21 protein-coding genes are annotated in these 25,877 nt (G+C 37.2%); 9 read left to right on the top strand and 12 right to left on the bottom strand.

Annotated elements, in window-relative coordinates; translation table 11 throughout:
• Positions 1-55: 55 nt before the first annotated feature.
• The 4 genes from MOMA_RS06835 to MOMA_RS06820 all read right to left on the bottom strand — a co-directional run bounded on the left by MOMA_RS06835 (position 56) and on the right by MOMA_RS06820 (position 5,113).
• Positions 56-1,090, bottom strand: a complete 1,035-nt coding sequence (locus MOMA_RS06835) for a quinone-dependent dihydroorotate dehydrogenase (RefSeq protein ID WP_009501785.1) — start codon at positions 1,088-1,090, stop codon at positions 56-58.
• A gap of 184 nt (positions 1,091-1,274) precedes the next feature.
• Positions 1,275-1,736 (bottom strand): DUF4870 family protein, encoded by a 462-nt coding sequence (locus MOMA_RS06830; RefSeq protein ID WP_009501784.1) that lies wholly within the window; start codon positions 1,734-1,736, stop codon positions 1,275-1,277.
• A gap of 358 nt (positions 1,737-2,094) precedes the next feature.
• Positions 2,095-4,470, bottom strand: a complete 2,376-nt coding sequence (bamA, locus tag MOMA_RS06825; protein WP_009501783.1) for an outer membrane protein assembly factor BamA — start codon at positions 4,468-4,470, stop codon at positions 2,095-2,097.
• Positions 4,471-4,615: 145 nt separating this feature from the next.
• Positions 4,616-5,113 carry a hypothetical protein gene (locus MOMA_RS06820; protein ID WP_009501782.1) on the bottom strand — a complete coding sequence of 166 codons (498 nt, stop codon included), beginning with the start codon at positions 5,111-5,113 and terminating at the stop codon, positions 4,616-4,618.
• 165 nt (positions 5,114-5,278) lie between these two features.
• On the opposite strand from MOMA_RS06820, the gene MOMA_RS09585 reads away from it, so the two are divergent.
• Positions 5,279-7,342, top strand: coding sequence for a site-specific DNA-methyltransferase (locus tag MOMA_RS09585; protein ID WP_009501781.1), 2,064 nt, complete (start codon positions 5,279-5,281; stop codon positions 7,340-7,342).
• A complete protein-coding gene (locus MOMA_RS06810; protein WP_009501780.1) occupies positions 7,335-10,133 on the top strand; it encodes a DEAD/DEAH box helicase family protein in 2,799 nt (932 codons plus the stop codon). The genes MOMA_RS09585 and MOMA_RS06810 overlap by 8 nt, the downstream gene beginning before the upstream one ends.
• Before the next feature lie 102 nt (positions 10,134-10,235).
• Here the strand turns inward: MOMA_RS06810 and ilvC are convergent, their stop codons facing one another.
• From ilvC to MOMA_RS06795, 3 genes are all read right to left on the bottom strand, one after another.
• Positions 10,236-11,258: a ketol-acid reductoisomerase gene (ilvC, locus tag MOMA_RS06805; RefSeq protein WP_009501779.1), complete on the bottom strand. Its 1,023-nt coding sequence runs from the start codon at positions 11,256-11,258 to the stop codon at positions 10,236-10,238.
• An 85-nt stretch (positions 11,259-11,343) separates the two neighbouring features.
• Positions 11,344-11,835, bottom strand: coding sequence for an acetolactate synthase small subunit (gene ilvN, locus MOMA_RS06800; protein ID WP_009501778.1), 492 nt, complete (start codon positions 11,833-11,835; stop codon positions 11,344-11,346).
• Positions 11,835-13,547: an acetolactate synthase 3 large subunit gene (locus tag MOMA_RS06795; RefSeq protein WP_227498108.1), complete on the bottom strand. Its 1,713-nt coding sequence runs from the start codon at positions 13,545-13,547 to the stop codon at positions 11,835-11,837. The genes ilvN and MOMA_RS06795 overlap by 1 nt, the downstream gene beginning before the upstream one ends.
• A gap of 705 nt (positions 13,548-14,252) precedes the next feature.
• Here MOMA_RS06795 and MOMA_RS06790 point away from each other — a divergent pair.
• A complete protein-coding gene (locus MOMA_RS06790; protein ID WP_040625175.1) occupies positions 14,253-14,720 on the top strand; it encodes a hypothetical protein in 468 nt (155 codons plus the stop codon).
• A gap of 134 nt (positions 14,721-14,854) precedes the next feature.
• A complete protein-coding gene (queG, locus tag MOMA_RS06785) occupies positions 14,855-16,009 on the top strand; it encodes a tRNA epoxyqueuosine(34) reductase QueG (protein WP_009501775.1) in 1,155 nt (384 codons plus the stop codon).
• A gap of 13 nt (positions 16,010-16,022) precedes the next feature.
• Here queG and MOMA_RS06780 read toward each other — a convergent pair whose 3' ends face one another.
• The 4 genes from MOMA_RS06780 to pyrH all read right to left on the bottom strand — a co-directional run bounded on the left by MOMA_RS06780 (position 16,023) and on the right by pyrH (position 19,065).
• The gene (locus tag MOMA_RS06780) at positions 16,023-16,898 is read right to left on the bottom strand and encodes a phosphatidate cytidylyltransferase (protein WP_009501774.1); all 876 of its coding nucleotides are present in this window, start codon (positions 16,896-16,898) and stop codon (positions 16,023-16,025) included.
• Between the two features lie 18 nt (positions 16,899-16,916).
• Positions 16,917-17,666: a polyprenyl diphosphate synthase gene (gene uppS / locus MOMA_RS06775; RefSeq protein ID WP_040625174.1), complete on the bottom strand. Its 750-nt coding sequence runs from the start codon at positions 17,664-17,666 to the stop codon at positions 16,917-16,919.
• A 4-nt stretch (positions 17,667-17,670) separates the two neighbouring features.
• A complete protein-coding gene (frr, locus tag MOMA_RS06770; RefSeq protein WP_009501772.1) occupies positions 17,671-18,225 on the bottom strand; it encodes a ribosome recycling factor in 555 nt (184 codons plus the stop codon).
• A gap of 114 nt (positions 18,226-18,339) precedes the next feature.
• On the bottom strand, positions 18,340-19,065 hold the full coding sequence (gene pyrH / locus MOMA_RS06765; protein WP_009501771.1) for a UMP kinase: 726 nt from the start codon (positions 19,063-19,065) through the stop codon (positions 18,340-18,342).
• Between the two features lie 538 nt (positions 19,066-19,603).
• Here pyrH and MOMA_RS06760 point away from each other — a divergent pair.
• Together MOMA_RS06760 and MOMA_RS06755 are read left to right on the top strand one after the other, a co-directional pair.
• A complete protein-coding gene (locus tag MOMA_RS06760; protein WP_009501770.1) occupies positions 19,604-19,816 on the top strand; it encodes a cold-shock protein in 213 nt (70 codons plus the stop codon).
• Between the two features lie 120 nt (positions 19,817-19,936).
• The gene (locus MOMA_RS06755) at positions 19,937-21,118 is read left to right on the top strand and encodes an aspartate aminotransferase family protein (protein WP_009501769.1); all 1,182 of its coding nucleotides are present in this window, start codon (positions 19,937-19,939) and stop codon (positions 21,116-21,118) included.
• A gap of 59 nt (positions 21,119-21,177) precedes the next feature.
• Here the strand turns inward: MOMA_RS06755 and MOMA_RS06750 are convergent, their stop codons facing one another.
• Positions 21,178-22,056, bottom strand: coding sequence for a LysR family transcriptional regulator (locus MOMA_RS06750; RefSeq protein WP_009501768.1), 879 nt, complete (start codon positions 22,054-22,056; stop codon positions 21,178-21,180).
• A gap of 300 nt (positions 22,057-22,356) precedes the next feature.
• On the opposite strand from MOMA_RS06750, the gene leuC reads away from it, so the two are divergent.
• Genes leuC through MOMA_RS06735 form a run of 3 tightly spaced genes read left to right on the top strand, consistent with a single transcriptional unit; the run spans position 22,357 to position 25,873 of the window.
• Positions 22,357-23,799 (top strand): 3-isopropylmalate dehydratase large subunit, encoded by a 1,443-nt coding sequence (gene leuC, locus MOMA_RS06745; RefSeq protein ID WP_009501767.1) that lies wholly within the window; start codon positions 22,357-22,359, stop codon positions 23,797-23,799.
• A gap of 51 nt (positions 23,800-23,850) precedes the next feature.
• Positions 23,851-24,849 (top strand): DNA cytosine methyltransferase, encoded by a 999-nt coding sequence (locus MOMA_RS06740; RefSeq protein ID WP_040625301.1) that lies wholly within the window; start codon positions 23,851-23,853, stop codon positions 24,847-24,849.
• A gap of 4 nt (positions 24,850-24,853) precedes the next feature.
• Complete coding sequence (locus MOMA_RS06735) at positions 24,854-25,873, top strand: PDDEXK family nuclease (RefSeq protein ID WP_009501765.1); 1,020 nt, start codon at positions 24,854-24,856, stop codon at positions 25,871-25,873.
• The last annotated feature ends 4 nt before the right edge of the window (positions 25,874-25,877 follow it).

Here is a 25,877-nt window from a genome sequence, read left to right as displayed (position 1 = left end):
TGTTTTAGCACTATTTAAATTTAGTGTTGTTAACTTAATTTTAGTTAACTTAATTTTAAGCCTGACTATATTTTAAACGATGTTGCTCAATTGATTCTACACAATCATAAATTAACCCAGGGCCTTCATAAATCAACCCACTGTATAACTGTACAAGCGATGCCCCTGCTTCTAATTTATTGACCGCCCGTTGACCGCTGTCAATTCCACCAACACCGATTAACGCTACCGTTTCAGGCAATCTTTCAGCAAATTGATTTAGCACTTGAGTGCTTAATACCGAAAGCGGACTGCCTGACAATCCGCCAGTTTCTTTGGCTGTTGGATAATCTTGCACACCATCACGACTTAAAGTGGTATTGGTGGTAATTAAGCCATCAATGTCAAAATTCACCAATTCTTTGGCAATAAAATCAATCTGTTCTTCATCTAAATCAGGTGCTACTTTTAGCACCAACGGTACATAATATTGATGTTGATTGGCAAGCTGACTGTGTCTATTCTTTAATCCATCTAACAAATGGGTTAAGGCATCACCACTTTGTAAATCACGCAAATTTTTGGTATTGGGCGATGAAATATTCACCGTAATGTACGATGCAAATGGGTATACGCGTTCAAGACAATACAGATAATCATCAAGGGCATTTTCTACTGGTGTACTGGCATTTTTACCAATATTAATCCCTAAAATTCCCGAATAATGACTGTTTTTGACTTGTTCAACCAGATAATCAACACCTTTGTTGTTAAAACCCATGCGATTAATAATGGCTTTTTCTTTTTCAATACGAAATAACCGCGGTTTTGGATTGCCCTCTTGTGGTTTTGGAGTAACCGTACCAATTTCCAAATAACCAAAACCCAATGCTGATAACGCATCTATATATTCACCGTTTTTATCAAGCCCTGCTGCAAGACCAATTGGATTTCGAAAATTTAATCCCATGCACGCAGTTGGCAATTCTAATTGTTCATACAACAAACTTGTTGCACCAATTTTTTGTGATTTTTCCAGCAACGATAAAGTGATTTCGTGGGCTTTTTCAGGATCGGTATTTAACAGAATCGGACGAAGCAAAGCATACATAACAGCACAATCTCACAAATTTTTTAAAATTTTTTAACAAATATTCTAGGCAAACAATAAACCAACTATTATAGCAAGAGTTACCAATAAAATACACTAAAAACGCCATCAAATTTAAAGTTTAAATTTTCAAGGGTGAATTTAAGAAATTGTTTAAGAAATTTAAAGCAGAAATTTAAAGCGTTTAAGGAACAGCCTTACGATTATTCAGTGCTATCCAACCACGCACCGTACGGTAAAAATGCCAAATCAATACCGCCACAAACATCAATCCACCAACAACACCCACAAGCCCACTACCACCAAATAACGCATGATTATCCACCACCATGCCAATAAACGACACGCTAAAACCAAACACCATCAGCACAAGCCCAATCCCACCAAAAAACACACCATACCAAAAAGTCTTAATCTGCCAATCAAAATGACTGTACAACCAAGTATGACGAGCTTCATCACGTTTGGCATAGTTCATAATAATTGGAAGAATCCACACTATGCCTGCGGTAAAATAACCAAACATTGTTAGTGCATAAGTTGCATGGTTATATATAATCAAATCTTGATTTAAAATATTTTGATTTAGCGTGTTATTAGACTGTATGACTTTTTCTGTTTTGCTTAAATTTGGTAATGATGACATATTTTTCTCAATGTATTTTTTCTCAATGTGGTAACTATAGTAATACAATAAGGATAATTTATTTAAATTCAATTGTTGGTTGTGTTTGTATGAATTAATTTTTGGAGATATTTTTTGCTTAGGCTATTTTTTGATGGTTATTTTTTAAATAATAGTTGGAGTTTTGGTTTTGTTTTACATTTTTTTACATTTATTAGGTTGATGGTGAGATTTTAATTACTTAGGCTATTTTATGAGAGTTTATAACTTATTGTTTATATTTTTGCCAAAAAGAGCCAAAAAAATAGGCTAATTAATTTAATTAACTAACCCATCTTTTTTAACTTATTTTACTTTTTTAATTATTCTAGAACAAATTTTAGAATAAACGCCCAATTTCAAATTGTACTTGGTCGATTTTATCACCATCTTTTTTGTTAAGCGGTTTGGCATAGCTAAGCGAGATTGGCCCAATCGGCGTAACCCACGTTGCCCCTACCCCTGCACTAAAACGCATGTCATTGTCTTTTTTGTTAAGCAGTGGCACGGTTTTACCATCTACGGTTACAGTTTGTTTATGGCGATCGGTGGTGTCAAATACTTGAGCGCCCTCTAAAAATAACACAGGACGCACCTGACTTGCCCAATCACCTTTAAAGGGCATTGGCAAAATCAGCTCCGCCCCCACTTGTGCCAATGCATTACCGCCAATTTCTTCTGGATATTTGTCATTACTGGCAAATTGATAACGGTTACTGCTTGGCCCTAATGTATAGTTTTCATAACCACGCACCGAACCATAACCGCCTGCATAAAAGTTTTCCCAAAATGGTAAATTATTGCCATAGCCAAGTTTTGTATAACCACGCAACACGGTATTTTTGACAAATGGATAATAATAGTTGCCTTGATATACCAAGCGTTGATAAGCTGTATCACCAAAAGCAAGGCTTAAATCCACGTTATGCGACATGCCCTTGGTTGGAAATTGTCCACGATCAAGCGTGTTCATACCCCAACCTAAGTTTAAGTTGTAAGTTTTAAAACTTGCTGCAAAACTTGGAATTTTGCCACCCAATAAAGTGGTTGACAATCTTCCTTTATCCGCCAAATATTTGTAATTTGCTACCGCCAAATTACGACCACCTTTAATCGTGGTTTTATCCGCACTAATACTTGCACTTAGACTTTTATTTTCATCAATCGGATAACTGTAACCAAGCGTACCACCAAGCGAGTCGGTAACATAGTTGGAGATATTTTTATCGTCATATTTGGTTTTGCGCCAGTAAACATTGGCACTTTGTGAAATACCGTCTGGGGTAAAATACGGATTGGTTACTCCAATACTATAGTTATCTAAAGTTTCAGAACGCGACAATTGAAGATTCACCCGATTGCCCGTCCCCATAAAATTAGACTGGCTTAGCCCTGCTTGAAAAGTCAAGCCGCCACTTTGTGAATAACCGGCTGCAATGGTACTACTGCCTGATGGTTGCTCTTCTACTGCAATGTTTACATCTACTTGATCAGGCGTATTGTCAATGGGCTTAACCTCAACATTCACGGTTTTAAAAAACCCGGTTCTCATAAGTCTTGCGCGCGACAGCTCGATTTTTTCGTTAGATGCCAACGCTCCCTCCAATTGGCGCATTTCGCGACGCAATACTTCATCGGCGGTTTTGGTATTGCCAGTAAAATTGATACGACGCACATACACAGGCCGCACCGGATCGATAAAAAAGTCCATATCTACCACGCGTTTTTCATCATCAATGCGTGGCACAGGGCGAATTTGGGCAAAATAATAACCGTCATTGCCATACAGCACATTAAAATTCTGTAAGGTTTTGGTGATTTGGCGTTGCGAATACTGCTCGCCTGCCTCAAAGGTTACTTGTTGTTTTAGCTTATCCAATTCATAATTGGGCTTACCTAAAAAGTTCACTTGTCCAAATTGATATTTATCACCCTCGTCTACACTAATTTCGATATAAACTTTGTCTTTTTCAGGACTGATGTTCAAAACCGCATTCTCAATATTAAATTTTACATAACCTGCGTTTTGGTACATTGCTGTTACGCTTTCTAAACTTGCGTTTAGTTTTTCTTTGGCATACCGATCTGATTTGCTGATGATATTTTTCCACGATGTTTCTTTAATATTCATCGCATCTTTGATGGCTTCATCACTAAACTGCTGATTGCCAAACACGCTAATCTCAACAACGCGTGCAGGTTTTCCCTCAACAAAATTAAATTTTAATGCCACGCGATTGTTACCAAGATCGGTTCTTGTAACTGTAACATCGCTATTATAATAACCTTGTTGGTTATATTGTTGTTTTAGCTCGTTTTGGATTTGTTCGAGCGTGGCTTGTTTTAACACATTGCCACTACTAATCCCAATTTGTTTCAAACCCTCTTGTAAGGCTTCTTTTGGAATTAATTTGTTGCCCTCAAAACTGACATCGGCAATAACAGGTCGCTCCACCACGTCAAAAACCAAATTATTGCCAACTTTTTTGGCCTTGATGTCCAAAAAATTACCCGTTTCATATAAGGCTTTAATACTCTTAGCGATATTGCTATCGGTCGCTATATCACCTGATTCTACAGCAACCACTCGGTATAAGCTATCAGCTGACAGGCGAATCAAGCCATTAAATTCAATATTTGCAACCGTAAAATCCGCCCGAGCAGAAGTTGTTACGATCGCCAAAGGGACAAGGGCAATAGTCGCTAAATTTCGCATAATTTTCTTCCAAATTTTTAACCAGTATGTTTTAACAAGCACTTAAAACCAATAGTCATACATAAAAATACTCTCTATTGTAAGCGGTATGTAAAAATATCACAACAAAAAAATCAGTTTTTTTAATGATTTTGAAAAATTTCAATTATAAGCCAAGCATAGCCAAGGCCAATCGCCCCTGACTTGACAAATACAGCACCAACGCACCGATAGATGACAATGCCACCACACCAAACGCCATAGAATAATCTATATACGGTTTTGGTATGACAATATCCTCTACCGTCTCAATCTTCATAAAATCAACATCATCTTTAACCAAATACATGCTATATCCCCAACCAAACAAATTATACACAATAAAAATCGTTGGAATAACCATAGCAAAACGTTCAAAATTCACATAATACAATGCCACAGCCGATACAATAAGCCACACAACGCCCAATATTGACACCATATGCACCCACGAATCTTCAGACAGCTTACCCCCTGTTCGGTATAAACTTACCGCCTCGTAAAGCACCAATACCGTCATCACAAACGATCCCAACAGATAAGTAGCCTGCCAATCAATATTCTCCCATGACAAACTAAACAACGAAAGTGGATTAATAGATAAAGTCAAAAAAGCCGTGGTCATAATATCTCGCCGATAAAATCAAGGTTGTCATTGTATCTTAAAACGCCGTGCAAAAAAACCCTGTATTTGCGTATTTAACACAATAAACCCATAAAATCAAGCAATCTCTTGCCAAACGCCCAATTTACCGCTAAAATTGCCCTTTTACCAACCCAAAGGACACCCATGAGCAAGTACAAAACCACCCATTTAAGCAATAAAATTGGCTTATATAATGACAACAATAAAGAATTTATTTTGCACAATAGCGATGTTGTGTTAAGTTTTCCGTATAAAGATACGGTATTAGAAGCGGGTATGAATAAAGAAGATGCAGGGCGTGAAGAGCGGTTTTTTCATGAAACAGAACACGCCAGTGCAATTGATACATTGCTTGAGCCAAAAGTATTAACCAATTTTGCGTTTTATTCAGGCGAAAAAAGTGCAATCAATCAATCAATCAATCAATCAATCAATCAATCAATCAATCAATCAATCAATCAATCAATCAATCAATCAATCAATCAATCAATCAATCAATCAATCAATCAATCAATCAATCAATCAATCAATCAATCAATCAATCAATCAATCAATCAATCAATCAATCAATCAATCAATCAATCAATCAATCAATCAATCAATCAATCAATCAATCAATCAATCAATCAATCAATCAATCAATCATCGCATAATTTAAATAAAAGTCAAGTAAAATTTTTTGATGATGACAACAATTTATTGCAAAATTTATTAATTAAAGGCAATAATCTTTTAGCGCTGCATTCTTTAAAGGCGCGTCTTACGGGTAAAGTTAAGCTGATTTATATTGACCCGCCGTATAATACAGGCAGCGACAGTTTTAAATACAATGACAATTTTAATCATTCATCGTGGCTGGTTTTTATGAAAAATCGGTTGGAAGTGGCGCGTGAGTTATTAAGTGATGATGGGGTTATTTTTGTGCAGATTGATGATAATGAGCAGGCGTATTTAAAGGTTTTGATGGACGAAATTTTTGGGAGAGAGAATTTCAAAGAATGTATTGCTATAAAAACAAGTACTCCAAGTGGCGTTAATGCAATAAACGTCAAAAGAGGTGAAAGATTATTTAAATTAAAAGAGTATTTGTTATTTTATTCAAAAAACACAAACTCAAGGTTTAATCCACTTCTTATTAAAACTAAATTCAATGATAATTATTGTTATGAAGTCATAAAAACAGAAAGCGGGTATTCTGTTGAAAATCTTAAATTAAAATACTCATCAGAAGAATTGGAAGAATACTGTTTAAAAAATTTTGAAAATATTTACTCTTTAGAAAAAAGCAATGGAAAAGCTGGAGAAAAAACAAAAGAAGCAATACTGCAAAGTTTAGAGACAAACAAAGTAATTGAATTTAAAAACTCAATGAATAAGACTGTATTGGTTTACAATGGTGGAGTTTTCACTAATCTTGCTGATAGAGTTGTAAAACATGAAGGAAAAAATTATTTTGGCGTTTTAATATCTGACTTTTGGGACGACCAAATATTTCAAACAAATGCAAAAGAGGGAAATGTTAAATTTAGGTCGGCAAAAAAACCAGAAAAACTATTGCATAGAATTATAAGTCTAGCAACAAATGAAAATGACATCGTTTTAGATTTCTTTTCAGGAAGCGGCACAACCTGCGCCGTCGCCCATAAAATGGGGCGGCGTTGGATTGGCATTGAACAAATGGATTATATTGACAACATTACCAAAGTACGCTTACAAAAAGTCATTGACGGCGAGCAAGGCGGTATTTCTAAAGCGGTTAATTGGCAAGGCGGTGGTTCGTTTTGTTATTTTGAACTTAAAAAATACAATCATTTATACGTTGATATGATTAATAACGCCAAAACAATTAGTGAATTAAACAGCGTTTATCACGAAATGAAACAAAATGCATTTTTGCAATTTTCTTTTGACAGCAACCAAGAACTTGCCGATGCGTTTAAAAAAGACGATGATAATAATTTAATTGGTAATTTAAATGCGCGTAAGAAAAAATTAATTGAAATTTTGGACGTTAATCAATTGTATTTAAATCTTTTGGATATGAACGACCAAAAGCACAATGTTAGCGATGACGAAAAAGCATTAACAGTGGCTTTTTATGGCGATGATTATTGTAATATAACCAAACCACCTATTTATCAAAATAACGAACAACAAGACCAATTAAATCTTAATAACGCTACCAATACTGGAGCAAACCATGACTAAACGCATTTTAAAAAACAATCAAAATCCATTGCAATTAAAAGATAAACTTGATGAGTTTTTGTTTAATCAAATTGCCAATAATCCAGACTATCAAACTTGGGCAAATGAGTTTGAATTACCCTCTGAAATTAGCGATAATTTAACCAAAACTTTGCGTGATTATCAAATAAATGCCATCAAACATTTTATTTATACTTATGAAAATAATGGCTTAGAAGGCATACGTCATGTACTGTTTAATATGGCAACAGGCACAGGTAAAACATTAATTATGGCGGCGCTTATTTTGTATTTATACGATGCAGGCTATCGTTTCTTTTTATTTTTTACCAATCAAACGCCAATTATTGAACAAGCTATTAAAAACTTAACCGACCCTACTTTTGCCAAATATTTATTTAAAAAACAAATTAAATTTAATAACAGGCATATTAAAATAAGAAAAATCAATCATTTTCATGATGCCGACAAAAACAGTGATGACATTAATTTGATGTTTTATAGCACGACTATGCTATACAATAGACTAACTATAGCAAAAGAAAATAGTCTCACTTTAAAGGATTTTGAGAACAATCGCACAGTATTAATTGCTGATGAAGCCCATCATTTAAATATAGAAACCAAGAAAAAACGCAAAGAAAGTGAAAACAAAGAGATTAATAATTGGGAAAATGCAACTCAATCAATTTTAAACGCCAATTCTAAAAATTTACTGCTAGAATTTACCGCTACTGTAGATTTAGACAATCAAGCCATTTTTGATAAATATAAAGATAAAATCATTGCACGCTATGATTTTGCCCAATTTAACAAAGACGGTTATAGTAAAAACGTCAGTTTTTTATACAATGAAGAAACTCATATTGCCGACCAAAAGCGCTTATTAATTGTTAACGCCGTAGCATTAAGCGAATATCGCAAACTGTATGCCAAATATACAATGAACGAAATTTTCAACCCCATTGTGTTAATTAAATCGGCAAAAATTAATCAAAGCATTGACGATAGAACCTGTTTTCATCAAGTAATTAATTCTTTACAACTAAAAGATTTTGAGCATTTAAGAAAAATTGACAAACAAGAAAATCCGCTAATTGCTAGTATGTTTGCTTGGATAGCCGAAAATCTTAGCAGTCAAAAAGACCATACGGGGCTTTTGGCATTTATTAGCAGCATAAAAATGCATTTTGCCGAACATAATAGTATGGTTTATAACAGCGAAAATAAACAAAATGCCGATAAATTATCACAGCTGGATATGCCAAATAATACCATGCGCGCTATTTTTGCAGTCAATGCATTAAATGAAGGCTGGGATGTTTTGGGCTTGTTTGATATTATTCATTTTGATATTTCTGCAAAGAAAAAAGCAGAAGCGCGAGACATTCAATTAATTGGGCGCGGCGCACGATTAAAACCGTATAAATTACCCAGAAACTATAAAAAAGATGACATGATTAGTGATACAGGTGAATTTTTTCAATTTGATGAATATAAACGCAAATTTGATAATGCACCACAAGATGGCGGACGGATTTTAGAAACATTTTATTATCATTTTGTCAAAACAGGTACTTTTTTAACCCAATTGCAAGAAAAATTATTGGATAAAGGCATTGTTAATCAAGGAATGCAAAAACGTACCATTTATTTAAAACCAGAATTTATGCAAAGTGCAACTTATCAACATGGTTTTGTATTGGTAAATCAACAAGAATACCGAAAACGCACCACTGCCGATGAAGTACAAAAAACCTTTAATCATAAAATTAAAGCCGATAATTATACCGTGCGCGAACAAGCACTTAGCGATAAACAAAACAACAATAATGATGAACAAAAATTTATCACCGATATTAAATTAACCACAGAATTTTTTAGTCGCCATATGATTCAAAAAGCACTAATATTAGCAGAAAATAACTTTTTTCGTTTTAATAATTTAGTGCAACACATTGTAGATTTACCCAGTATTGATTATTTAATTGATGAATATTTGCCGCAATATGACATTGAATACAGTTATTCTGTTGGTAAAGAAATTTATAATCTAAGCGCGCACGAGAAATTACAATTATTGGTCATCGGTATTTTGCCACAAGTGCGCCGCGCGATTGATAAAAATATGCCAATTGTTACGGGCAGTAAAGTGTTTCGCCCAAAACCTTTGTCAGAAGTTTTTAAAGCTGAAAAGAATATTTATTTGGTTTCTTATCAAACACCAAATGGTGAAGAAGCAATAGACGAACGTGGTAAAGCCCAAAGTACCCATTCTAATGAAACTTTACGTTATGACATACAAAACGCCGAGTGGTATGCGTATAGCGAAAATTACGGCACAAGTGAAGAAAAGCATTTTGTGAAATTTATTGCCGACCAAATAGACAAATTAAAACAAAAATTTAACAATGCACAAATTTATTTAATTCGCAATGAATTGGATTATTATATTTTTAATCCAGAAAATGGCAAACGTTTTGCTCCTGATTATTTAATGATAATTAACGATTATGACAATAAAGCCTTTTATTATCAATGTTTATTTGAACCCAAAGGCGGGCATTTAATTGCACACGATAACTGGAAACAAGAAGCATTAATTGCCTTAAATAATCACAGCGAAATTAAATTTGACATGCATCATTATAACAGCGACGATTATAAAGATTATTTAGCCGCAATTAACAATCAAGGCTATCAAGAAATAAAATGCTTAGGATTTAAATTTTATAATCATGATAATGAAACAGAGTTTAGGCAGGATTTTAATGCCAAATTTTTAAGGTAAAAAGTTTTAGGGTAAAGCCGAAACTTGCGTACTGCTTTATTTATTCAAAAACCGCCGTCAAACAATCACAGCGGTTTTTATCACTCAAAAAATTAAGCAAAATTAATTTTTCTCTTTGTCAATAATTTTACTTTTGGTAATCCACGGCATCATCGCACGCAGTTTTTCACCTGTTTTCTCGATATCGTGCTCTGCAGTTTGGCGGCGACGAGCAGTCATAGATGGGTAATTTAATTGACCCTCAGCAATGAACATTTTAGCGTACTCACCTGACTGAATGCGTTTTAAGGCGTTACGCATCGCTTGTCTTGATTGTTCATTAATCACCTCCACGCCAGTTACATATTCACCAAACTCGGCATTATTGCTGATTGAGTAATTCATATCCGCGATACCGCCTTGATACATCAAATCCACAATCAGTTTTAATTCATGCAAACACTCAAAATACGCCATTTCTGGGGCATAACCAGCCTCAACCAACGTTTCAAAACCCATTTTCACAAGTTCTACCGCACCGCCACACAAAACCGCTTGTTCACCAAACAGATCGGTTTCGGTTTCATCTTTAAACGTGGTTTCAATAATGCCAGAACGTCCGCCACCCACGCCCGATGCGTAAGACAACGCCACTTGTTTTGCTTTACCTGAGGCATCTTGGTATACAGCGATTAAATCAGGAATTCCACCTCCATTGACAAATTCAGAACGCACAGTATGTCCTGGAGCTTTTGGTGCAACCATAATCACATCTAAATCTTTTCTTGGCACAACTTGATTGTAGTGAATGGCAAAACCGTGAGCAAATGCCAAGGTTGCCCCTTGTTTGATATTCGGTTCGATCACATCATTGTAAAGCTGCTTTTGGAATTCATCAGGGGTTAAAATCATCACCACATCGGCATCTTTTACCGCATCGGCGGTTTTGGCAACTTTTAAGCCTGCATTTTCGGCTTTTTTCCAAGACACAGAATTTTCACGCAAGCCTACGGTTACATCAACGCCACTGTCTTTAAGGTTTAACGCATGGGCATGGCCTTGTGAGCCATAACCAATAATCGCAACTTTTTTGCCTTGAATGATGGATAAATCACAATCTTTGTCATAAAAAATATTTAAACTCATAGAATTTTCCTTTCTAAATTTGCCAAAATTGGCATTGGGTTAAAAATTGTAAAAACTGCATTTGTAAAAACTGCATTGTTAAAAATCACACTGCCAAGACTTTTTCGCCTCGAGCAATGCCAATCACACCGCTTCGTACCACTTCTAAAATTTTATCACGTCCAATCACATCAATAAAACCATCTAATTTTTCTGAATCACCAACAATTTGAATGGTATACAGATTCGGCGTTACATCTACAATTTGAGCACGAAAAATATCCGCATTACGCTTAATTTCTTCGCGATTAACCCCTGTAGCACGCACTTTAATCAACATAAGTTCGCGTTCAATATGCACACAATCAGACAATTCAATAACCTTTACAATTTCAATTAATTTGTGCAATTGTTTGGTAATTTGTTCAATTTTATCAACATCGACATTGGTGGTTAAAGTCAAACGTGATAGCGTTGGATCGTCCGTTGGTGCAACATTTAATGTTTCAATATTATAACCACGCTGTGAAAACAAACCAACCACTCGTGATAGCGAGCCTGCCTCATTTTCCATCAACACCGAAATTAAATATTTCATTAAGAACGCTCCCCTTTGCCAAGCCACATATCACGCATAGATTGCCCTGCGATCTGCATAGGGTATACGTGTTCATTTCTATCCACTATCACATCAATAAACACAAGTTTGTCTTTTTGTGCCAATGCCCATGCCAATTGATCGTCAAGTTTTTCAGGATCTGTGATTTGAATGCCAATATGTCCGTAACTTTCGGCAAGTTTGACAAAATCAGGCAAAGAGTTCATATAAGATTGCGAATGGCGTCCCTCATAGATCATGTCTTGCCATTGCTTAACCATGCCAAGTTGAGCGTTATTCAAATTCAAAATTTTTACAGGCAAATTATATTGCAAACACGTTGACAACTCTTGAATGTTCATTTGAATGGAACCTTCGCCTGTGATACAAACCACATCACGATCAGGTTTTGCCAATTTTGCACCCATTGCATATGGCAAGCCCACACCCATCGTACCAAGCCCACCAGAATTTAGCCATTGGCGTGGCTCGTCATATTTGTAATAAAGGGCTGCAAACATTTGGTGTTGACCGACATCTGAGGTGATAATCGCCTTGCCTTTTGTCAATTCATACAAACGCTCCACAACATGTTGAGGTTTCATGACATTATCACCTTTATCATAATGCAAACCGTGGCGTTTGCGCCATTCGTTAATTTGCGACCACCAGTCATACAAGGCGGATTTGTCAAGTTGTTTGCCTGATTCTTTGATAATACCAATCATCTCATTGAGTATATTTTTGACATCACCAACAATCGGTATGTGTGCACTGATGGTTTTTGAAATACTGGTTGGATCAATGTCAATATGGATAATTTTGGCATTGGGACAAAATTTTTGTACATTATTGGTTACGCGATCATCAAAACGTGCACCAATTGCCAAAATCACATCAGAATTATGCATCGTCATATTTGCTTCATAAGTACCGTGCATACCAAGCATGCCAATAAATTGACGATCCGAACCTGCAAATCCCCCAAGCCCCATCAACGTATTGGTAACAGGCAAATTAAGATGCCAAGCCAAATCTTTTAATTCATCAGATGCACCACTGGCAATAACACCACCTCCTGCATAAACAACAGGACGTTTTGCTGACAACAACAAGTCTACCGCACGACGAATTTGCCCTGCATGCCCTTTAACAGAAGGCTGATAAGAACGCAAGGCAACCGACTCTAAAAACTTGTAAGGGAATTTTTCATTTGGAGCGGTTTTATCCTTTGGAATGTCAATGACAACAGGCCCAGGTCTCCCCGAACTTGCAATATAAAAGGCTTTTTTGATAATCATTGGAATTTCACTGGCATGACGCACTTGAAAACTGTGCTTGACAATTGGACGCGACACACCAATCATGTCACACTCTTGAAAGGCATCATCACCAATCAGACTGGCTGGCACTTGCCCTGACAACACTATCATCGGAATAGAATCCATAAACGCTGTGGCAATTGCTGTTACCGTATTGGTTGCCCCAGGACCTGACGTGGCTAGCACAACCCCTGTTTTGCCTGTGGTGCGACTATAAGCATCTGCCATATGCCCTGCTGCTTGTTCATGACGAACCAACACATGTTCAATTTTATCTTGCTTAAACAAGGCATCATAAATATGCAAAACCGCCCCACCAGGATAGCCGAAAATATACTCTACCCCCTCATCAATCAAGGCTTGCACGAGCATTTCAGCCCCTGATAGCATGACAGTTTCACCCATGGATGCTTGTTCGGTTTTTTTATCAAAGTTTAAGGCTGCATGAGCGGATTGATTTTCGCCTGTCATATTGGGAGATTGGGTTGTCTGTACCACTGTCTTCACCTTTATATTTTATGAAATAAAAATACAAAGTCATTAACATTTTTTTAAAAATTGACAAAACAAAGTTGGTAAAAACAAAGCGAGCAAACAGGGTAACTTTTTTGACTTTATAAAATAACTTGCTTTATAAAATAACTAATTTTGCTTAATTTTTTTGCTTAAAATTTTACAAAATTTTAACCACAAAGTTTTAACCACAAAGATTACGCTTAATGCACAGATATGCACTTGTCTTGTTAACCGATAAGTCAAACGCTTGGACTGGTAAAATTCATTTAAAAAAACAAATGTAAAACCAAAAAATACAAATAAATTTTGTCAATCCGATAACAAAAAACGGTAATTTTTTGCTAATGACTAAGCAATATGCCTATCATCGTTTTTTTTTAGCTTAAAGTCAAGGAAAAAATGCCTTGATATATTATAACTTATTTTTATCAATCATTTTAAAAGTAAAATTTTAAGTTTTAACCAAACCTATTTTTATTATTTTTTTGCGTTTATTTGTCATATTTTTTTGCGTTATTGTTAAAGTTATGTTAATCTAAGCCGTATTTACTGACATTAACCTTAATTTGGTAGGACACTATGAAACATCTAAGTATGAAATATTTGGGTTTACTTATTTTATCAATAACCGCTTTAAATACCCATGCCAATAATGAGTATTATTACGGTTGGACAGATGCCAGTGGCACCTCACACTACACGCAATATCACCCATCAAATGGCGTGGATGCAAATAAAGTTAAAGAATACTCCTATCGCAATAACTTTCATTCAGTCGCTCCAGTTGCCACGCAAGCCAATAATTCCACACAAGCTCTCACCCCTGAACAACAACGCATTGCCGAGCTAGAAGCAAAAAACAAAGCCCAGCAAGCCGAGCAAGACAAAGAACGCTGCAAATCATTGCAAAACAAACTTTCTAACCTACAAGCTGGCGGTCGCGTTTACGAAATGAGTGATAAAGGAGAGCGTAAATACCTTGATGGGCGTGAAATTGAGCTAAAACGTCAAGAAACCCAACAAGCCATTAACCAATACTGTAAATAATCAATCCAGTAAACAATTAACGCAACAACATTAACACAACCGCATTTTAAATTAGCAAATAAAACCCATTTATTTGCTAATTTTTTATTTATCGTTATTTATCGTTATTTATCGTTTAATTTTTTTTGTTTTGTATGAAAATACCCACCAAAACTCTTGATAATTCAGATAATGCCAACTTAGACAACACCAACACATTGACCATTTTAAAACATTGGATTAAAGAGCAAGCCTTAGATTTAGGCTTTTCTGACTGTGGTGTGGTACACCCTGATAATCCAATTTTCCCCCAACAATTGGCAAAACTCAAGCAATGGCTTGCTGATGGGTATCACGGAAACATGAATTTTTTTCATGAAAATCACGACAAACGTGCCAATCCTGCATTATTGGTTGCAGGCACAAAAAGTATTTTAAGCGTTCGCTTGGATTATTTGGTTACACCACCTCCAAAACGTTCCATTCCTGACAATGATTATCCCAATCATGCAATTATTGCACGCTATGCACGAGGGCGAGATTACCATAAAATCATGCGAAGTCGGCTAAAAGCCCTTGCCCTACGCATTCATGACAAATTAAAAACAGATTATCCCCAGTTTGCTGATGATTTTGTCTTTCGTCCATTTAGTGATTCTGCTCCAATTTCTGAACGTCCATTGGCAGAACAGGCGGGACTTGGTTGGACGGGCAAGCACACGCTATTAATCAACCAAAAAAGCGGTTCGTTTTTTGTATTGGGTGAATTGTTTACCAGCTTACCCTTGCCTGCTGATAGCCCAGTTTTGCCTCATTGTGGCAGTTGTTCGGCGTGTATGGATATTTGTCCAACAGGTGCAATTGTTGGAGAGCAGTTGGTAGATGCCAGACGCTGTATTTCGTACTTAACCATTGAATTAGACAGTGAAATTCCGCTTGAATTACGTCCAAAAATGGGCAATAAAATTTTTGGTTGCGACGATTGTCAACTGGTTTGCCCTTGGAATAAATTTGCAAAATTGGCAAAAATTGATGATTTTAACCCACGTCATAATTTGGATAGCAGCAGTTTATTGGATTTGTGGGGGTGGGATAATGCAATTTTTTTGGCAAATACCGAGGGCAGTCCGCTTAGACGTACAGGCTATGATAATTTTATGCGCAACATTGCCGTGGCACTTGGCAATGCCCCATTTGACCAAAATATTGTAGACAAACTTAAACAAAAATACCCAACCTTAAGTGAAAATGCACAAATTCATATTGATTGGGCGATCAAACAACAATTGGCAAAAGCCAAACTGACTTAATTTAAACATTGACTTAAATAAGATGAAAATAATTCATCAACCAAAACCCCAAAGCAAAAACTGGCATAGCAGACAGTTGCGAATCAATGCGATCCAATACCCCACCATGCCCCGGTAAAATCCAACCAGAATCTTTAATCCCTGCATGACGTTTCATCATAGACTCAAACAAATCCCCAAACACCGATATCACAATCGTTGTCAATGACAAAAGCAAAAACAAACCAATTGCAACCCCAGACCAATCACTTAACAGCCCAAGACTTACACCAAATACCACAATTACGCCTGTTGCCACACCGCCAATTAAACCCTCAATGCTTTTATTAGGTGATACATGAGGCGACATTTTGCGCTTGCCAAATTTACGACCCACAAAATACGCACCGCTATCAGCACACCATACCAACACAAACACATACAAAAGCCACCACGCAGACACTTGCCACAAACTGTACATAGCAGTTACAGTTGCAATTAAGATGATTAAACCAACCAAAATCAAGCGTTTGCCATACCAATGTTTGGTTTTATTGGGAAAATTTGCCACCCAATTGATGGCAAACAGCCACACAACACTTGCCAACCCCCACCAAATCACCCAAATTTTTGGCAAAAATAAACTAATTAACGCAAAAGTCAACACGCACAAGGCATACATTGCATGATGTTTTTGTTGGCGTGGCAAGGCGGTTTCATCTGCTCTACCGCGATATAAAAACTGGTTAGGCAAACTGGATAAAGGCGGTAACATTTTTGCCCATTCATAGCCAGACACGGTTACCATGACTAACAACAAGGGTATAATCAGTACATTGGACTGCGTAGCAAACATTGCCACTCCCACGATAATTAGCAAAACAATTGCCGTTTTAATGCGCTGCCACATGACTTTTCCTTATATCCTTTAAGATGTTTGTGCAATTTGTTCCGATGTTTTGCCAAAACGCCGTTCACGACCAACAAAAGTGGCTATCATCACATCCAGTTCATCGCTTGTAAAATCAGGCCACAAGGTTTCGGTAAAAAAAAGTTCAGCATAAGCAGATTGCCATAACAAAAAGTTGGAAATCCGATAATCACCGCCCGTTCTCACCAACATATCCACCGCAGGTAAATCCGATAATGATAAATGTTTTGCCAACTGACACTCATCAATTGCATCCGCCGTCAACTCGCCCTGTGCAACCGCCTTTGCCAACTGTCGACTGGCATTCACGATATCCCATCTACCACCATAACTCACCGCGATCACCAAGGTCATTTTGTTAAAATGGGCGGTTTTGGCTTCTGCATCGGTTATTAATGCTTGTAAATGTGGGGCTAATTGGCTTTTATCACCAATAAATCGCAAGGCAATTTCATGGCGAAACATGCGTGGCAACTGATCTTGAATGGTTTGCTCCAACAATTGCATAAGCAACGCCACTTCATTGGGCGGACGTTGCCAATTTTCACTAGAAAAAGCAAACACCGTCAACACTTGTATGCCAATTTTGGCACAATGCTCAACAATCGGATCAAGGGCATCTTTACCCGCCAAATGCCCCTCACCCACTGCCAAACCACACGCTTTGGCATAACGATTATTGCCGTCCATAATAATCGCAATGTGTTTTGGTAACGCTCTATCAGCGGTAAGAATGAAAATTGACACTTGGTTAAACCGCCATCAGATCGTTTTCTTTGCTTGACAATTTTTTATCAATACTGTCAATGTATTTGTCGGTCATTTTTTGGATAATGTCAGCTGCTCGGCGTTCGTCATCTTCACTGATTTGCTTGTCTTTTGCCAAGGCTTTTAACTCATTATTGGCATCACGGCGGGCATTGCGCACCGATACGCGACTGTGTTCTGCTTCCGTACGTGCCAATTTTTGCATGTCTTTTCGCGTTTCTTCGGTCAACGCAGGTAGTGGCACACGGATAACTTCAGCACTCATCGGATTTAAACCCAAATCCGACTCGCGAATAGCCTTATCCACTGCCTGCACCATACTTCGATCAAACGGTTGTACCAACAGCGTGCGATTGTCCTCCACATTAATACTGGCAACTTGGTTTAAGGGCATTTCTGAACCATACGCAGACACCATCACGCCTGATAATATTCCAGGGTGAGCTCGACCTGTACGCAATTTGCTAAACGCATTTTCTAAGGCTTCGATCGCTTTTTGCATTTGAGATTCGGCTTTGGTTTGCACATCTTTCGTCATAAGATTTCCTTTAATGGTTTTAAGTATTTTTTAACAGTTTTTTAAATTTTTTAACAGCTAAGTTTTTTAACAGCTAAGTTTTAGCCAAATTTTTTAAGATCTGGGTTTTTAAGATCAATGATAAACTTTTGTACCCTCGGGCTCACCCATCACAACATTTAACAAGGCATTAACCCTACTCATGTCAAACACTTGTAAGGGCACATTATGTTCACGACACAAAGCAATTGCCGTTAAATCCATCACCCCTAATTTTTGATCAAGCACTTGATCAAAGGTCAATTCATCATATTTTACCGCATCTTTACAGGTATTTGGATCTTTGCTATATACGCCGTCAACTTTTGTGGCTTTTAAAATCAAATTCGCTTCAATTTCAATTCCGCGCAAACAAGCAGCAGTGTCTGTGGTAAAAAACGGATTGCCCGTCCCTGCAACAAACACGCAAACCTCGCCATTTTTTAGATATCGAATGGCATTGCGCGTGCTATAATTTTCGCACACCTCGCCAATTTGCATAGCAGACATCAAGCGACATTTGATATTACGGCGTTCTAACGCATCGCGCATGGCAAGACCGTTCATCACCGTAGCCAGCATGCCCATTTGATCGCCTGTTACCCGCCCAACCAAACCTTGTTTTTGTAGTTGACTGCCACGGTATAAATTGCCCCCACCGACAACAATACCCACCTGAACCCCAAGCCCAACAAGGTGTGCAATGGATAAACTCATGCTATCAAGCACCCCAGAATCAATGCCCATATCATTTGCACCTGCAAGGGCTTCACCTGAAAGTTTGAGTAAAATTCGATTGTAACGAGGGGCTTTGTCAGACATAATTCACCTTTTGTGTCATGATTTGTGTATGCTGTTTGTGCAATTGCTAAACATTAAATCGCCAATTTTAGCAAATATTTGCGTTTTTTGATACCAGTTTTCACAAAAAAACTTTTTTAGCCAATTTTTATAGCAAAAATCTCCAACAATTCAGCCAATTTGCCAGTTTTATAAAAAAAATTACACAAAATTTTCATAAAACATTGGCTAAAATTATAAAATTAAGGTATAATGGTGGCATTAGTTAAGTACAACCTGTTTGCATAGCCTAAAAACTGTGGCAAACCCTAACATTTTATGCAATTGATTGTTTGATTATTAATACATTTAATTATTAATATAATTGATTAATGAATAAAATGTTATAAATTTTGTAAATCAAAACCAAGTTAGCTTTGTTCAGTCTTTTTTTATCCATTTTGGCAAAAAATCCTGCAATAATAGTTACAATTTTTTTTACACCTTTGACGATACCAATGTCGTTAAAACCTTGTAACTTGATTAATATATCATCAACTTTTTTAATTAGGATTTTATTATGTCAAATAAAGTAACTGGAACTGTTAAATGGTTCAACGAAAGCAAAGGTTTTGGCTTTATTGCTCAAGACAACGGCGGTCAAGACGTTTTTGCACACTACAGTGCCATTCAAGGTTCAGGTTTTAAAACCTTAAAAGAAAACCAACGCGTTAGTTTTGTATTAAGCGAAGGTCAAAAAGGCCCACAAGCTGAACAAATTGAAGCCATCTGATTTTATTTAAAACCAATTTTATTTAAAATTAAATGACAAAAAGACAAGTTTTTGCTAACTTGTCTTTTTTTATGCTTGATTTTTTAGTAGAATATTTTCATTTCATTAAACGGACACATCATGAGTTACCTACTCCCCACTTATAAACGCCAACCGATTAGTTTTGCCAAAGGACAAGGCAGTTTTTTATTTACCGCTGATGGCACGCCCTATTTAGACGCATTGATGGGAATTGCTGTTTGTGGTCTTGGACATTGCCACCTGCGCATCACCCAAGCACTAAGCGATCAAGCAAAAACCTTGGTACATACCAGCAATTTATTTGGCATTGATTGGCAGGAAAAAGCAGGAGAAAAACTGTGTCATGTTGCAGGCATGGATAAGGTTTTTTTTGCCAATAGTGGTGCAGAGGCCAACGAGGCTGCTTTAAAAATGGCACGTTTGTTTGCCAAAAAACGCGGTCAAAACCACGCTCGCGTTATCGTTATGGATCATTCATTTCACGGGCGTACACTACTGACTGTTTCGGCAACGGCCAATCCAGTTGCCCGTGATGGATTTTTTACCCTTGATGATGATTTTGTGCGTGTGCCATTTGGTGATATCACAGCAATTGAGCAAGCCTTAAATCAATACGATGACATTTGTGCAATTATGCTAGAACCGATCCAAGGCGAAAGTGGTGTGCGTGTTGCAGATAATGGTTTTGACTTTTTAGCCCAAGTACGTCAAGTGTGCAATACGCATGATTTACTCATGATTTTAGATGAAGTACAAACGGGCAACGGTCGCACGGGCAAATATTTTGCCTATCAACACAGTCAAATAAAGCCCGATATCTTAACCACAGCAAAAGGCTTAGGCAACGGTTTTCCTGTTGGTGCGTGTATGACAAGCGGACAAGCCAATGCAATTTTTACTTACGGATCGCATGGTTCAACTTATGGCGGTACGCCTCTTGCCTGCCGAATTGTCAATGAAGTCATAGATACCATTCATGATGAACAGCTATTGGACAATGTTGCCAAAACCCATAAAATTTTAACCGGTATCATCACGGACAATTTGGCAAAAGACAACGTATCAATACGCGGTAAAGGCATGATGCTGGGCGTGGTATTGCCAACGGATCGGGATATTGATTTTTCAAGTTTGGTTGACAAAGCACGCGACAAACATCGGTTAATCATCAACGTATCAGGTGGCAATATCATACGCTTGTTACCGGCGTTAAATATGAACACAGCGGACACCGAAGAGATGGCTTATCGTTTGGTTAATCTAATTAAAGCCCAATTATAAATATTTTTGCTATTTAACAGTGCTTAATAATAGTTATCAATGCTTAACAAATTATTAAGCTATTTTGATATCTCCACGCTAAGCATTTTTAACAAGGCCGCCATACTGGCTGATACGGTAATGTTTGGATTGGTTACAAGACCAAGATAACGCTGCATTTCAATGGGTTCGCTCATATTGACAATTTGCAAATCCGAGCTAATCAACGTTTCAGGCAATACCGACCAACCCAAACCCACAGACACAAGCATGCGAATGGACTCTAATGGATTGGTGGACATGGTGGCGTAAGGTTTTAGGTTGTGTTTGGCAAATTCTGCTAAGGTAATTTGACTGGTAAAGGTATTGGCCGCCGGCAAAATTGCAGGATAATTTGCCAATTGTTCTAAGGTTACATTCATTTTTTGTGCCAATGATGACAACGTACCTGTTACAAAATGCAGAGGATCAGACCACAATGTGTGATAGTTTAAGCGTTTGTCATACACAGGTGGCAAAGTCAAAAACGCCATAGACAAATCACCATCAAGCACCGCCTTATGTGCCTGTTCACTGTCTACAAAATGCACCTCCAACTGCACAGTTGGGTAATTTTGGATAAATTGTTTTAACACAGCAGGTAAATGGTGCAAGCCAATGTGATGACTTGTACCAATGACAAGTTTGCCAGAAACGGATTGTTGACGATTTTTTAAATTAATTTTTAGATTGGCGTAATCATCTAACCAACGTTTGGCATGTGGCATTAAATCGTGAGCAGCTTGAGTTGGGATAATGCCACGTCCAACCGTGTCAAACAAGGTAACGTTAAACTCATCTTCTAAGTTTTTGATACGTTTTGACACAGCAGGTTGCGTAATAAAAAGTTTGTCTGCCGCGTGTGAAATACTGCCTGTTTGCATAACTGCCAAAAAAGTATTGAGATTGGTGGTGTTCATCAGCACTGCCTATAACTGTTTATTTAAATAACTGTTTGTTTCAATAAGGAAAACTTTTTTTACATAAACAAAAGTTTTTTAATTTTATAAATATATTAAATATTATTATATAGTAGCAAAATTCAAACACAAGCATTTTTATCTTTTTTTGGTTTTTGTTTTGGTTTTGCTTGATGTTTTTGTCAATTATTCCAAAAAGTTATTTAACTTATAAAAATCATCAATTAAATTTATAAAAATTTTCTGTTATACTACATCAATCAACTCAATGATTTGTAAAAATTTTAAGGATATTCACGCATGACAGGCAAAACCCCTCAAGCGAGTGCAAAAACTTTATACGACAAACTTTGGGCCGACCATGTGGTAAGCCAGCGTGATGACGGCTCAAGCCTTATCTACATTGACCGCCATTTATTGCACGAAGTAACCAGTCCGCAGGCGTTTGAGGGCTTGCAATTGGCGAACCGTAAGCCGTGGCGGCTTTCTGCCAACATTGCCACGCCCGACCACAATGTGCCAACTTCCATCAAAGAGAGAGCCGAGGGCGTAAACGGCATCAAAGACGCCACTTCACGCATTCAAGTGCAAACTTTGGACGAAAATTGCCACAAATTTAACATCACCAAATTTGGCATTAACGACAGCCGCCAAGGCATTGTGCATGTGGTCGGGCCCGAGCAGGGGCTTGTGTTACCGGGCATGACGGTGGTTTGTGGCGACAGTCATACCGCCACGCACGGAGCGTTGGGCTGTTTGGCACACGGTATTGGCACGTCTGAGGTGGAACACGTGTTGGCAACGCAATGCCTTGTGCAAAAAAAGATGAAAAACATGCTCATTAAAGTAAACGGCAAATTGGGCTTTGGCGTTACCCCTAAAGATGTGGTTTTGGCGATAATCGGTAAAATTGGCACGGCGGGCGGTACGGGCTATGCGGTGGAATTTGGTGGACAAGTGTTTACCGATATGTCCATTGAAGGGCGAATGAGCGTGTGCAATATGGCGATTGAAGCTGGGGCAAGGGTTGGCATGGTGGCGGTTGATGACAAAACCATTGAGTACGTCAAGGGTCGCCCTTATGCCCCGACGGGTGAAAATTGGCAAAAGGCGGTGGCGTATTGGCAAACGTTGCATTCTGATGAAAATGCCCATTTTGATGCGGTGATAGAAATGGACGGCAGCCAAATTGCCCCACAAGTATCTTGGGGAACATCGCCTGAAATGGTGGTGGACATCACCCAAACCGTGCCAACGCTGGATATGGCAAAAGACGACGTGCAAAAAAATGCGTGGACACGCGCGTATCAATACATGGGGCTAACCGCTGGGCAATCTTTGGGCGATATTGTGCTAGACCGCGTGTTTATTGGCTCTTGCACCAATTCACGCATTGAAGACATTCGTGCCGCCGCAAAGGTGATTGTAGGGCGAAAAGTTGCCAAAACCATCAAGCAAGCGATGGTGGTGCCGGGTTCTGGCGTGGTTAAAGAACAAGCCGAAAAAGAGGGTTTGGATAAAATTTTTATCGCCGCAGGCTTTGAGTGGCGTGAGCCGGGCTGTTCTATGTGCCTTGCGATGAATGCCGATAAATTGCAGCCTAAGGAGCATTGTGCCAGTACGTCCAATCGCAATTTTGAAGGACGCCAAGGCAACGGCGGGCGTACGCATTTGGTCAGCCCTGAAATGGCGGCGGCGGCGGCGATTGCGGGGAGGTTTGTGGATGTGCGTTTGATGGTTTAATATGCTACAATTGCTAAATAAATAAATTAAGTAGCAGAATAATTGAAAACCATGCAACACACTTTTGATTTTTTAACCAAACATCATGCCAAAACAACTTTAAAAGCCATTGATTTATTTGCTGGCATTGGCGGTATTCGTTTGGGTTTTGAGCAAGTTTTTAAGCATCAGATTGAATTTGTGTTTGCCTCTGAATTTGATAAATTTGCACAGCAAACTTATTACGCCAATTATGGTGAATTGCCGCACGGTGATATTACGCAAATTGATGTCAAAGATATTCCGCATCATGACATTATTTTGGCGGGGTTTCCTTGTCAGGCGTTTAGTGTGGCAGGGCTTCGTAAAGGTTTTGAAGATACGCGTGGTACTTTATTTTTTGATGTGGCACGTATTGCTAAACATCATCGCCCAAAATTGATTTTTTTGGAAAATGTGAAAGGTTTTAAAAATCACGATAAAGGCAATACTTTTAAAGTTGTTAAACGCACTTTGGAAGATTTGGGCTATCGGGTTTATGCGGATATCTTAAATGCCAAAAATTTTGGTATTCCGCAAAATCGCGAGCGGATTTATATTATTGCCATTTTAAATGAATTTAATCAAGATGGTGCAATTGATTTTAACGCATTAAAGACAATTTATAAACCATCAAAGGTTGGCGATATTTTGCAAACTGGGGTTGATAAAAAATATACTATTTCTGATAAATTATGGGCAGGACATCAGCGGCGTAAACTTGAACACCAAAAAAAAGGCAATGGGTTTGGTTATTCTTTATTTAATGCCAATTCTGATTATACTAGTACCATCAGTGCCAGATATTATAAAGACGGTTCGGAAATTTTGATTGAACAACACAATCAAAATCCGCGTAAAATTACCCCAAAAGAAGCCAGCAGATTACAAGGGTTTCCTGAAAATTTTAAAATTGTAGTGAGTGATGTGCAGGCTTATAAGCAATTTGGCAATAGCGTTGCTGTGCCTGTTATTCGTGCATTGGCGAATGAAATTAAACAGCAAATATTTAAAAACTTATTAAAGGAATAAAGCAGTGCGATTACCACAATTTGATATTTCAAAAGAAAAAATGGATATTAATGCTAAATTTTATTTCTTTTTAAAATACTTAGTTAAGGCTGACTTAAATGATAATCAGGTTTTAAAAATCGTTGAATATTATCAATTGTTTTTTAAAAAAATAACATTAGATGAATTTAAACAATTGGTTTTAGAGCAGTTTTCTGTAAAAACAAAAAAGGGTAACAAGCAAATTGAATATTTCAATGAAATTTTCATTGAAATTCAAGATAACAATCACTTAGAGCTGTTTATTTTTAGCGTTAAGTTAATGCTGATAAAAGATTTATTATTACAAGAAGCCAAAATAAAACTTGCTGATAATATTGAAAAATTAAAAAATATCTATCCTTTGTCTTTAGAATACGACAAAATAACTGTTTTAAATCCCTATCACACTCGGGTTAATGGGGCGTTGTTATCATTATTGTTTTTTGAAAATTTAAAAGTGGGGTTTTCGCAAGATACCAATGTTTTTATAGAAAATTTAGTAACACAATCTAATGATTTGATGAAAATTGGTATAGAACCCAATCAAATTTTTATGTTGTTATTTAATGAAAGTTTAAATCAATCCATTACCAGTGATAGCGGTTTGGATTATGAAAATCGCATTAAATCTGTATTGTTGGGGCTAGGAATTTTAGCTAAAGATATTAATAAAACACACGATAAAGTAGATAAATCTACCGAATTTGATTTATTTTTTGTGCTAAATGGTAAAACTTTTGGAATTGGAGCAAAACGCACTTTAAGAGAACGCTATAAGCAATTTATTAAAACCGCTCAAATGACACCAGTTGATGTAATGATAGAAATAACATTGGGAACAGATTTAACCTTTGATAAAGTCAAAGCAATTGTTAATCACGGCATCTATTTGTTTGTCGCAGATGAGATTTATCAGCAAGAAGCGTATTTACAAAATATAGATAAGGTTTATTCTTGTAAAGATTTAACGTTAGAAACTTTGCATGCTTTATATGCTAGGTAGTAAA

The sequence above is a fragment of the Moraxella macacae 0408225 genome (assembly GCF_000320365.1).
In the GTDB taxonomy this organism is placed as follows: domain Bacteria; phylum Pseudomonadota; class Gammaproteobacteria; order Pseudomonadales; family Moraxellaceae; genus Faucicola; species Faucicola macacae.
This window is presented reverse-complemented; position numbering and strand designations above follow the sequence as displayed.